The organism is Acinetobacter sp. GN11 (assembly GCF_054823985.1).
Genome location: NZ_JRVL01000031.1, coordinates 1 through 11,891 on the forward strand (window position 1 = coordinate 1; position 11,891 = coordinate 11,891).

Consider the following 11,891-nt stretch of genomic DNA (forward strand, 5'->3'; position numbering starts at 1 on the left):
GTTGACAATTTACTTTTCATTTGATTAGTTTTTCACCAATTTTAACATAAGTGTCAAATATCTTTAACATTCCCTTTTTTCATTATTGACTTCATAAATTGTTACAATACAATGACCCCAGCTTTATCTCTTGTTATTGCTGGAAATGATTATGAAAAAACTTGGTTTAGCCACTGCTGTATTATTAGCCATGACCGGTGCTCATGCTTATCAATTTGAAGTTCAAGGTCAATCTGAATATGTTGACACAACTGCAAACGATAAAAACTTCACTGGTGACGTTGCTGGTACATACTATTTAAAAAATGTTGATACCACTAAAGGTCCTTTAGCTGAAGCGGCTTTCTTGAACCAAGCTTCTAGCGTATCTTTAGGTTATAGCTACCAACAGTATGACCAAGGCAACGTAAACTACCACATTGGTACTTACGGTGTTAAAGGCGAGGCTTACGTTCCGACTCCTTACCTTCCTGTATATGCTAGCGCAACTTACAACCACACTGATGTTGATGGTAAAAACAACTTCTCTAAAGATGACAACGGTGACCGTTATGCATTAGAAGTTGGTGCTATGTTGTTACCTAACTTCTTGATGACTGTTGGTTATACAAGTGTTGCTAACCAATTCGCTTTAGACAACTTTGGCATCATCAGCAACGGTATCTACTCTGCTGTAAACCAAACTGCTGCGATTCAAAACGATCAAGATGCTATTACTGCACGTGCTAAATATGTAGGTCCAATCGATGGAACTAACATGGCAATTGGTTTTGAAGCTGCTGGTGCTTTCGGTCAAGAAAACCAATACGGTTTGAAAACTGACCTTTACTTAACTCCTAAGTTAAGTGTTGGCGCATCTTTCATCGGTAACGATGGCGTAGCTGACATCAAAGGCAATGACCTTGGTGAATTCCGTCAAGCTTGGGGTGGTAACGTAAACTACTTCATTACTCCTGCTTTAGCAGTTGGTGCATCGTACATGAAAGCTGACGTTAAAAATGCGTCTACTAGCTACGATACACAAACTATCGGTTTAAATACTAAATTCCGTTTCTAATTTAATTTAGAAATCGAATTAAAAAAGGACTCAATGGAGTCCTTTTTTTTACACCTAAATATTAGCTTCGCACAACATTCAAGAAATACAGATGACGTTCGTACTGATCAATAATGTCTTGAATTAAATCTTCTTGCGTCCAATCCATTACATCATAGTTCTGACCACCCTCTCTCAAGAAAACTTCTGCTTGGAAATATTGTCCGTCTTCGGCTTCAGTACGCCCAATTAAAAAACTTGGCGGTACTGTTTCACGTGGAACAACTTTATAAATAAAATTGATTTCATTGTGATGGTCCACCCGAAGTTGCATACCATCTTCAAGTTGGCTAATTGAAACCTCAAGATGACGGCGTCTAAATTCATGTTGAATATTTTCAAATGCACCAGCCACTTGCTTCTCAATGTATTCACGCACTTCTTCTTCATTATGAGGATAGTGCATGATTAGCCCTAGACGCTGTTGCCAGCTCCTTGGATTATGAATCGCACGTGGTGTAATGCGTGCTTCCTGAATGGCTGTCATTTTTGTGACATCAAGATGCAAGGCCTTTATTAACCCCCAGCTCATTAAGAGCATGACGACAGTAAAAGGCAACGCACTCATAATGATGGAAGCCTGAAGTGCAGCCAAGCCACCGACTAGCAATAAAATAATTGCGAGCACAGCCATGAGTACCGTCCAAAACAGACGCTGCCAAGTTGGTGAGTTTTCAGATTTAGCAGTTAAGTAATCGGTGACTAATGCCCCCGAGTCAGCAGAGGTCACAAAAAATAAAACCACCAAAATAGTTGCCAAGACATTCATCACCCCAGACCACGGTAAGTGACCTAAGAATTCAAATAATGCAACTGACGAATCTTGCTGAACAGCCTGAATTAATGTCGTTTGGTGTTCATGAATAATGCTAAATAACGCAGCATTTCCTAAAAAGCCCATCCAGATAATGGTAAAGCCTGTCGGAATGAGTAAAACCCCAACAATAAATTCACGAATGGTACGACCGCGTGAAACTCTGGCAATAAACATTCCCACAAATGGTGACCAAGAAATCCACCAAGCCCAGTACAAAATTGTCCAACCACCAATCCACCCATTTGGCTGATAGGCATATAAGTTGAATGTCATAGTGAACAGGTTAGAAATATATTGTCCAGTGTTTTGAATCGTCGTTTGAAGTAAATAAATACTTGGACCAGCAATAAAAACAAATACTAATAATATTAAAGCTAAAACTAAGTTTAACTCCGATAAACGTTTTACGCCCTTATCAAGACCTAAAAATACAGACAAGGAAGCTAACATACTCACGAAAATAATGAGTAAGACTTGAATATTGGTGCTTTGCTCTATTCCAAACAAATAATGCAAACCAGAATTGATCTGGGTAACACCAAAGCCAAGAGAGGTCGCTACACCAAATACCGTACCAATGGTCGCGAATATATCGATACCATCGCCCCACACTCCATAAATTCTCTTCCCAATAAGAGGATAAAGTGCAGACCGAGTCTTTAAAGGTAAATTATGCCGATAGGCAAAATAAGCCAAAGCTAACCCAACTACAGCATAGATTGCCCAAGCATGTAGGCCCCAATGGAAAAAGGTAACTCTTAATGCTTGCTGTGCTGCATCAATCGTTTGAGCCTCACCACTTGGTGGATTAACATAGTGCATGACAGGTTCGGCAACGCCGAAGAACATCAACCCAATCCCCATCCCTGCTGTAAACAGCATGGCGAACCAAGACCCATTGTTATAATCAGGCTGACTATGATCTGGTCCTAATTTAATGCGTCCAATTGAGGAACAGGCAATGTAAATCAATAAGATAAGGAAGAAGGCAACAGATAAAACATAGAACCAGCTAAATGAGTCAGTGATCCACTGCTTTAATTGCTGCGTTAAAAGCTCAAAAGAACTCGGAGCAATCACTACCACTGCTAAAAACAAAGCAATGATAATGACTGTACCAAAAAATACGTTAGGATTAACGTTTGCGAACCAACCGGACTGTTTGGAAGGCATAAATCCTCCATGTTATTTTAATGACGAGTGACAGGCTTAAATGCCGATAAGATATTCATAGAATGAACAAAGCTAGGGCTTTCAATAGAGAAAGCCGATAACACTCTAAATAAACTTAAAGAATATTGCAGTTACAAAGGTGTAAATAAATTAAAACACCTCCTCCATTATTTATCTGAATTTTTTTTAGGGAGGTGGGTAATATATTGTAAAGCGATTAGGCGGGTGACGATTAAAGCTAAATACATGACTCCACAGAACATTTGTAGCATGGCTAAAACGCGCGCTGGTGGAGTGATTGGCATGAGGTCGGATAAGCCTGTAGCTGACTGCAAGCTAAAGCTTAAGAAGAGTAAATCTAGCCAAGTTTGTAAGGCATGAGGATTATTTGGATTTTGAAAGCTATAAGGGAAAACGAGCTGGCAAATGTTATATAAAAATGCAAAACCCCATGCAATCAGTGTAAAGACAGCCGCTGCCGCAAATAGCTCATCTCTTGTTAAATATCGGTCAGCGAACATATAACGAAATAAACCATAAGCTGCCGAAAAATAGGCCAGAGCTTCACAGCTATGGGCAAATAGCTGAATATATAAATTGCTATATCCCAACACAATAAGTACTGATGACAGAATTGCACCGCTCACAAATGTTAAACCTAAAAAAGTAAACATCGGCGTCTGGCGAATAACTTTAGCAATCAACAATAAAGCAAGGACACCTAATGACCAGGTTAAAGTCCGGTAAGGCAAACTATCAAATGTCAGCATGGCTAAAATCAATAAAATAAACTGAACGAATAGCAACCATGCAGAAGGCAATAAGCGAAAACTTGCCCAAAACTCAATAATAGATCGCATTATTATTTTCCTTGTTTCATTATGCTTTTTTGAGAGTTAACAAATAATACTGTACACAAAACAAGGCAAACAAGTTGTTCTTTATTAATATCTAAGCTCTAAATTGAAAATAAAATAAGTATAAAAAAAAGCCCCGTAGGGCTTTTTAAAGAATTATCTAGCAATATTGATCTTAGTGATCCGATGCACCAGATGCGCCAATACCTGTCATTGAACGAACATATTGAGCATCGAAAGCAGCACGCTCTTTCTTAGCACGTGCAGAGTTGTCAGTTACCGAGAATAACCAACAGCAAAGGAATGACAATGGCATAGCAAATAATGCAGGACCATTGAATGGATTGATTGGTGTATCAGAGATTTTTAAAGTATCTACCCAAACTGCTTTAGAAAGAACAATGAGGGTTACTGCTGTTACAAGACCAACAACACCACCAATAACCGCTCCACGAGTTGTTAAGCCTTTCCAGAACATTGAAAGAACAAGAACTGGGAAGTTTGCACAACATGCCACAGAGAACGCTAGACCCACCATGAACGCTACGTTTTGCTTTTCAAACAAGATACCTAAAACCATTGCGAAGATTGCTAAACCAAGTGTCGCAATTTTTGACATACGAAGTTCAGAAGCAGGCGTCGTTTGACCTTTCTTGAATACGTTAGCGTATAAATCATGAGAGATTGCAGATGCACCTGAAAGTGTTAAACCAGCAACAACAGCAAGAATAGTTGCGAATGCTACTGCTGAAATGAAGCCCATGAATAAGTCACCGCCTAAAGCGTCACTTAAATGCACGGCTGCCATATTGTTACCACCAACAAGCTCAAGTTTGCCTGTTACTGCCATTTTTGCAACATCAATGAATTGCGGATTGTTTGATACAAAAAGGATCGCACCGAAACCAATAATGAAAGTTAAAAGGTAGAAGTAACCAATGAAACCTGTTGCAACCACAACCGATTTACGAGCTTCTTTTGCATCTTTTACAGTGAAGAAACGCATAAGGATGTGTGGAAGACCAGCTGTACCAAACATGAGTGCCAAACCTAGAGACAAGGCATCAATTGGATTTGCCGCAAGTTTACCTGGCCCCATAATTTTTGCAGCATCGGTCAAGCTGATGTCGTGTACTTTACTGAAAACCTCAATTGATTGACTAAACATGTTGCTGAAGCTGAAACCAACTGCTTTCATTACCATGAATGCCATGAAGGTTGCACCACTAAGTAACATGACCGCTTTGATAATTTGTACCCATGTCGTTGCCAACATGCCACCAAAGATCACGTATGCCATCATCAATAGACCAACAATGACGACTGCAATGTTGTAGTTCAAACCAAACAGTAATTTGATGAGCTGACCCGCACCTACCATTTGAGCAATCAAATAGAATGCCACAACAACAAGTGAACTGATTGCAGCTAAAGTACGTACCGGTTTTTCTTCAAGACGGAATGAAACCACATCTGAAAGGTTATATTTACCAAGGTTACGTAAACGTTCTGCAACCAAGAATAAAACGATTGGCCAACCTACCATGAACCCAAGCGAGTAAAGTAAGCCATCAAAGCCCGAACTAAATACAAGTGCAGAAATACCAAGGAAAGATGCAGCAGACATATAGTCACCCGCAATTGCCAGACCATTCTGGAAACCGCTGATGCCGCCACCCGCTGTATAGAAATCTTGTGTTGATTGAGTTTGCTTTGCAGCCCACTTCGTAATGAACAAAGTGAAACCAACAAAAATAACAAACATAATAATGGCATGCCAGTTAGTTGCTTGTTGTTCAGCTTCACCCAGATCTGGACTCGCCATAGCCACTGTTGAATATAGCGATGCTGCTGCTAATAAAGCTTTCGCCTTTAATGAATTCCATTTCATATTAGTGTAGTCCTTTCTCATGCGTGATGGCTTCTACTTCCTTCAACGCTTCTGCACTCAACTGGTCAAGAGTCCTATTTGCGATAAAAGAATACACGCCACATAGTAGGAAAGATAAAACGATAATTCCTAAACCTAGCGGGATTCCCCATGTCGTTACACCACCACTAAACGAACTCATTAAAAATTCTTTGTTGTAGCCTACAAGCAGCATAAAACCCACATAAAGAACTAACATGATGATTGTGAGCGTCCAACTTAATGTACTTTTTTTCTTGACCATCTTTTGAAACTTTGGATTGCGTAGAATCTGTTCTACTTGGTTCTGATCCATAACCAAACTCCTTGCCCTGTGCCCAGCCTTGGCCACTTTTTAATAGTAGTTTCTCAGGATTAAAGTTAGCAAAATTACGTGTAATTCGTAACTTAGACTTTGGTCGTTAAAATTTAATCAATTTATAGCTTTGTTTCTGCTTGGGGTATGATAGGCACAAGGTTTTAATCATGTGAGTCATATGAACAGCTGGCTGATTATTGGGGTACTCACCCTTTATATAGCACTCTTATTTGTTTGTGCTTTTTTTGGTGAAAAGCATGCCAGCCGTTTAAGTACACGTGGCCGCATGTTCTTGTTCAGCTTAACACTCGGCGTTTACTGTTCATCATGGACATTTTATGGCGCGACTGGAGCAGCTGTTCGAGAAGGCGTCATTTTCTTGCCTATTTATTTAGGCCCTCTTTTATTTGTCTGGTTTGGCTATGACATTTGGCGACGTTTAGGTCGGGTACGTCAGCACCATGCTATCTCATCAATTGCCGACTTTGTTGCGGCACGTTATGGGAAAAGTGGGGTCTTGGCATCACTGGTCACCATTTTGGCAGTAATCGCGATTATTCCCTATCTGGCTCTACAGTTACGTGCGATTGCTTTAAGTACTTCTGTCATTATGGAACAGAATGCTCATATCCATACAACCACCAATAGTGTTTTGCTTTTAACTAGTGTACTGGCTATTTTGGCCATGATTTTTGGTACAAGGCAAATTGCCAACACCGAGCAACATGGCGGCCTCATGTTAGCTGTCGCATTTGAATCTTTTGTAAAATTATTCGCCCTCATTTGTGTCGCTTTATTTTTTATTTTTGAAACGCCAGCGAACCTCGTACAAGTCACATCAGATGTGAACCAAACTTTTCAGGAGGTTCAACTATTTGGAGTACCTGAAACTTTCTGGATTCAGACCTTATTGGCAGGTTTAGCAATTATCTGTTTACCCCGCCAGTTTCATGTAGCAGTGGTCGAGCTGCGTGACGAAAAGCATATTCGTGGTGCGCGTAAATGGTTTGCGGTTTATCTCATTTTAACGATTTTAGCCATTATTCCGATCGCAAGCTGGGCGTTGCATGCAGCACCGAAGTTCTTAACTGTACCCGATGTTGCCGTGTTGTCATTACCACTGAGCTATAACCAAGAAGGGTTAGCTTTACTGGCTTTTTTAGGTGGATTCTCTGCATCGACAGGCATGTTACTGGTTTCGTCAGTTGCCCTATCTATTATGCTTAGTAACGACTTAATTATGCCTGCACTTTGGCGTTTTAAAGTACTCTCGCGCCACGATAAACATTTACCTAAAGTTCTTAAATTTAGCCGCCGCATTAGTATTGTTGCAGTGATGCTACTTGGCTTTTTATTCTTCCATTTCTTTAATGATATTAACCAGCTTTCAGTATTTGGTTTATTGGCTTTTAGTGCTGTTGCTCAATTTGCCCCTGCGCTGATTGGTGGTTTGTACTGGCGTGGCGGAAGCCGTCAAGGTGTCTATGCTGGCCTCATCATTGGATTTTTAATGTGGAGTTATACTTTACTGTGTCCAACGATTTTGCGTAGTTTGCCAGAAGCCTATCAAGAAACTGCCCAAAGTATTTTGCTTTTTGGTCCTTTAGGAATTAATGCATTACGTCCAGAGTCGCTTTTTGGCTTTGAGTCATTTGCACCTTTAACCCATGGCGTTATTTGGTCACTCGGTTTAAATATTGTTTTATATATCTGGATTTCAAAAATTTATCGACCAAGCGTGGCTGAGCAAATTCAGGCAGAAAGCTTTTTCTACTATGAAACTAAACCCTTGCCATCGCCGCATACCTCTACTGATTTAACCTATTTACCACACGATGCCGCACGTTTAAAAGTAGGTGACCTGTTCGCTCTTGCCAAAAGAATTACGGGTGAACAACCCACAACACAAGCATTCGAGAACTTTTGCGAGCAAAATCATCTCACGCTCAATCCAAATAGCATCGCCAACGGCATGTGGTGGCGGTTCACCGAGCAATATCTCGCGGGCATTATCGGAGCTGCTTCTGCACGTACTTTGCTCACTACAGCAATGATTAATAATGGTCTTGCATTAGGACAAGTCGCGAATATTTTAGACCAAGCCTCACAGTGGCAACGTTTCAACCAAAACCTGCTCATGACCATGATTGACCACATGACCCAAGGGGTGAGTGTGGTTGATAAAAATATGTGTTTGGTGGCTTGGAATAACCAATATTTAAAATTATTTGGCTACCCAAAAGATTTAGTCTATGTGGGTTGTCCAATTGCCGATCTGATTCGTTATAACGCTGAGCGAGGCGAATGCGGCCCCGGTTCAGTCGAAGAACATGTTCGTAAACGCTTGCACTGGATGAAAGTCGGAAGCGCGCATGAATTTGAACGAATCCGTAAAGACGGACGCGTTATTCAAATGCGTGGTAACCCTATTTCAGGTGGGGGCTTTGTGACAACATTTGCCGACATTACCCCTTTCCGTACAAATGAGGCAATACTCGAAGCCCGCGTAAAAGACCGAACTCAACAACTTGCTGGTGCTTTAACCGAACAACAGCTGGCCCGTGAACAAGCTGATATGGCCAATATGTCTAAAAGCCGATTTATTGCAGCGGCAAGTCATGACTTATTACAACCCATGCATGCAGCTCGCCTATTCAGTACCGTTCTTGAACAAAGCATTGCAACAGAAGAAGACCGTCAAACTTTGCAACAACTTGACCGTGCGTTGTATGGTGCAGAAAGTATGCTCTCTGCCCTACTCGATATTGCCCGTTTAGAAGGTGGCAGCATTCAGCCAAAAAGACAGCCTTATCCTTTGCATGATTTACTCAGTGATCTTGAACTACAGTTTAAATCGATTGCTGCTCAGCGAAATATTTCACTTAAAGTTCACGATGTATCGTTCTGGATTGACACAGATCCACAGTGGATTCGACGTATTATTCAAAACTTTGTGAGTAATGCTTTGCGCTATACAGCCAAAGGCCGAGTGATTGTCGGTGTTCTACGGTCGGCACAAAAGTCGGGTCATATCCGTATTGGCGTGTGGGATACAGGTCCTGGAATTGCCGAAGAACAACGTATTAAACTGTTTCAAGAGTTTGAACGTTGTGGACATTTATCGCCTTGGGGTGAGCAAGGCCTAGGCTTAGGACTTGCGATTGTGCAGCGTATGACAGGTTTGTTGAATTATCCTGTTCATGTTTACTCGCAACTCGATAAAGGCTCATGCTTTATGATTGAAGTTCCAGTCGTAGAAGCGCCAAAAGTCATTACCCCACCCGTGCAGACAGTACCTTTAAAAACCAAAGCCTACCGGATTTTATGTTTAGACAATGATGAAACTATTTTAGAAGGAATGAGTAGCTTATTAGGTCGATGGGGGTATGAGGTTTTTAAAGCCACTGAACCGGAACAAGCACTTGAGATTATTCAAAAAGAGAATATTCAGGTCTGGCTTATCGATCAGCATTTAAATAACAACCAACTCGGTGTCGATTTTATTATGCAAAATCGACAGCATGACGTTCCGGTTGCTTTAATTACAGCGGACTCACATCCAGAATTACCTCAACAATTGAAAGAACTTAATATCGTTTTACTCAAAAAACCGCTTAAACCAGCCTCTCTAAGAGCATGGCTATCGGGGCTTAAAATTGCCAGCGCGGCAGATTAAACATTTTCCTCTCCCAAGCTTTTTATAGGTTTGGGAGAGTTTTTTTGGCAAAAGTTATAGGTTTAATTTAAGCCAATAGGCAGAACTGCTCAAAAAGTCTTCTTTTGTTGATTAAATAATTGGCCAAACTTTCCAACAGCCCTTTTTCTATGGCAAAGCCCATCTTTTTTGTAAGTGAACACTTGTATACTTAGTTACAATTTAATAAATATTTGTTTTTTAAAAATATTATCTAGATAAAACTACTATATACGACTTTAGTCGTATTCTACTTGCATTCTTGATGACACATAACTATTCCAAACACATTTGATAAATGTATAACCATTTTTTAACCGATTTCTATATTAAGCACCCCTGCTCACGAATTAATGCAAAGGACAATTGCCATGAATATTTCTGATAACAGCCCACAAGGCCAACTCTCATCTCAACAGTTTTATCGTCAATACAGTGCCAATGCTTTACTTCCTGAACTAGATTGGCAAAGTATTTTTCCCAACAGCAAACTGAATGAAGCCCATATCAAGGCATTAAATACGATTTATCAGTGTGCTGTTCCTTTGGCACTTAATATTTTTCATGATTTGAATTTTGATGTATTTGCACCAGCAGCCTACCATCCACAAGGTTTAGGGCTATTTGATAAATTAGGTCAACAAGAAGAAAAGTTCTTACAAGTCCTTACAGCTGAAAGTGAAAATCTTGATCACGATACGCGTCATCAAATCTGGAGCATGTTACTTCGCGGTGGTGCTGTACTTGTTTTCAAAGCTTGGCTTGGACATGTCAAACACGGAGAAAATCTGTTAGATATGACTCAGTTTGATGAACTCTCTGACTTACTCTTTATTAAAACTCATCCAGATCAACTTGCTGAACGACTACATGTCGATGAAAAAGCAAAACTCGACCATATCTTCTTAATGTATGGCAATGATATTTTCCTTGATCGCTTCAATAGTCTAGAAACAGCTGCACTTTTTGTAGATTTAGGCGTTTATGATGCAGCGTTTTTAAGCTTGCGTGATGACCGCGTGGCTGAATATTTAAAAATGAAAGGTTATGTGACTCAAGATCAAATTGATGATTTGCAATGTGCACTCAACCCTTTGTACTGCGACAGCCTAACACCAAAGCAAGATTGCCTTGCTTAAGTGGCACACATAAAAAAGACCTCAACTGAGGTCTTTTTTATTTTTTTAAATTTTCTTATCTTCAATATTTAATGCACTAATTGCCAATACAGCCTGTGTACGATTTTGTACACCTAATTTTCTAAAGATGGCTGTCACATGCGCTTTAATCGTTGCTTCTGAAACATCGAGTTCGTAGGCAATCTGTTTATTTAACAAGCCTTCTGCAACCATCATCAAAACACGGAATTGCTGTGGTGTTAAAGATTGAATACGTTCAGCTAAAGCAGTTTCATCTGCCGCTCTCGGATCAAGATTAAGGTTAGGTGGCAAATTAGGTGGTAACCAGATTTCGCCTTCTAAAACGTGGCGAATCGCTTCACCAATATGACTTGGATGAGCAGATTTAGGAATATAACCCATCGCGCCATGTGCAATCGCACGCTGAATAATTGAAGTTTCTTCATGCGCAGAAACCACAATAATTGGAATAGCTGGATACTGTGCTCGTACATAGACTAGAGCAGAAAAGCCTGAAGCACCCGGTAAATTTAAATCGAGTAATACTAGATCAGGTTCTGCCCCATTTTCCAAACGCTCATAAAACTCATCAACCGAAGCTGTTTCATGAATTTGTGCCTGTGGCAGGCTATAACGTACTGCTTGAATTAAAGCATGACGAAACAAAGGATGATCATCAACGATTAAAATATTCATAAGCGATTAAAGTAATCTTGAGCATAAGTATGGCCTATTGTAACCCTACTATTTAGTTGAAAGATACGTTCATCTTATCCATTTTTATGCAAAATGTTGATAAATGCAGAACTTAGCTAAAATATTCAGATGTTTTTTAACATTTAATCAAAATTAATCTGTTTTTTATATAAGCTTACTTTTTATTATAA

General features: G+C 40.0%; 8 protein-coding genes. 3 read left to right on the plus strand and 5 right to left on the minus strand.

Annotated elements, in window-relative coordinates:
* Nucleotides 1-151: 151 nt before the first annotated feature.
* Nucleotides 152-1,057: a porin Omp33-36 gene (gene omp33-36 / locus NL42_RS03965; protein WP_461311834.1), complete on the plus strand. Its 906-nt coding sequence runs from the start codon at nucleotides 152-154 to the stop codon at nucleotides 1,055-1,057.
* A 61-nt stretch (nucleotides 1,058-1,118) separates the two neighbouring features.
* On the opposite strand, the gene NL42_RS03970 is transcribed toward omp33-36, so the two are convergent.
* The 4 genes from NL42_RS03970 to NL42_RS03985 all read right to left on the minus strand — a co-directional run bounded on the left by NL42_RS03970 (nucleotide 1,119) and on the right by NL42_RS03985 (nucleotide 6,168).
* The gene (locus tag NL42_RS03970) at nucleotides 1,119-3,086 is read right to left on the minus strand and encodes a BCCT family transporter (RefSeq protein WP_461311835.1); all 1,968 of its coding nucleotides are present in this window, start codon (nucleotides 3,084-3,086) and stop codon (nucleotides 1,119-1,121) included.
* Nucleotides 3,087-3,253: 167 nt separating this feature from the next.
* The gene (locus NL42_RS03975; protein WP_461311836.1) at nucleotides 3,254-3,946 is read right to left on the minus strand and encodes an ion channel; all 693 of its coding nucleotides are present in this window, start codon (nucleotides 3,944-3,946) and stop codon (nucleotides 3,254-3,256) included.
* A gap of 172 nt (nucleotides 3,947-4,118) precedes the next feature.
* A complete protein-coding gene (locus NL42_RS03980; protein WP_016139890.1) occupies nucleotides 4,119-5,834 on the minus strand; it encodes a cation acetate symporter in 1,716 nt (571 codons plus the stop codon).
* Between the two features lies 1 nt (nucleotide 5,835).
* On the minus strand, nucleotides 5,836-6,168 hold the full coding sequence (locus NL42_RS03985) for a DUF485 domain-containing protein (RefSeq protein ID WP_016139889.1): 333 nt from the start codon (nucleotides 6,166-6,168) through the stop codon (nucleotides 5,836-5,838).
* A 181-nt stretch (nucleotides 6,169-6,349) separates the two neighbouring features.
* Between NL42_RS03985 and NL42_RS03990 the strand changes: the two genes are divergently transcribed.
* Both NL42_RS03990 and NL42_RS03995 read left to right on the plus strand, forming a co-directional pair.
* Entirely contained in the window at nucleotides 6,350-9,847 is a 3,498-nt protein-coding gene (locus NL42_RS03990; RefSeq protein WP_461311837.1) for a hybrid sensor histidine kinase/response regulator, read from the plus strand.
* A 389-nt stretch (nucleotides 9,848-10,236) separates the two neighbouring features.
* Nucleotides 10,237-11,004: a hypothetical protein gene (locus tag NL42_RS03995; protein ID WP_461311838.1), complete on the plus strand. Its 768-nt coding sequence runs from the start codon at nucleotides 10,237-10,239 to the stop codon at nucleotides 11,002-11,004.
* A 45-nt stretch (nucleotides 11,005-11,049) separates the two neighbouring features.
* Here the strand turns inward: NL42_RS03995 and NL42_RS04000 are convergent, their stop codons facing one another.
* The gene (locus NL42_RS04000) at nucleotides 11,050-11,700 is read right to left on the minus strand and encodes a response regulator transcription factor (RefSeq protein WP_004790013.1); all 651 of its coding nucleotides are present in this window, start codon (nucleotides 11,698-11,700) and stop codon (nucleotides 11,050-11,052) included.
* Nucleotides 11,701-11,891 lie beyond the last annotated feature (191 nt).

Bases quoted from the DNA above. Each gene is read 5' to 3' on its own strand.
- NL42_RS03970 (WP_461311835.1), bottom strand. From the start codon at position 3,086: ATGCCTTCCAAACAGTCCGGTTGGTTCGCAAACGTTAATCCTAACGTA.
- NL42_RS04000 (WP_004790013.1), bottom strand. From the start codon at position 11,700: ATGAATATTTTAATCGTTGATGATCATCCTTTGTTTCGTCATGCTTTA.
- NL42_RS03990 (WP_461311837.1), top strand. From the start codon at position 6,350: ATGAACAGCTGGCTGATTATTGGGGTACTCACCCTTTATATAGCACTC.
- NL42_RS03995 (WP_461311838.1), top strand. From the start codon at position 10,237: ATGAATATTTCTGATAACAGCCCACAAGGCCAACTCTCATCTCAACAG.
- NL42_RS03975 (WP_461311836.1), bottom strand. From the start codon at position 3,946: ATGCGATCTATTATTGAGTTTTGGGCAAGTTTTCGCTTATTGCCTTCT.
- omp33-36 (WP_461311834.1), top strand. From the start codon at position 152: ATGAAAAAACTTGGTTTAGCCACTGCTGTATTATTAGCCATGACCGGT.
- NL42_RS03985 (WP_016139889.1), bottom strand. From the start codon at position 6,168: ATGGATCAGAACCAAGTAGAACAGATTCTACGCAATCCAAAGTTTCAA.
- NL42_RS03980 (WP_016139890.1), bottom strand. From the start codon at position 5,834: ATGAAATGGAATTCATTAAAGGCGAAAGCTTTATTAGCAGCAGCATCG.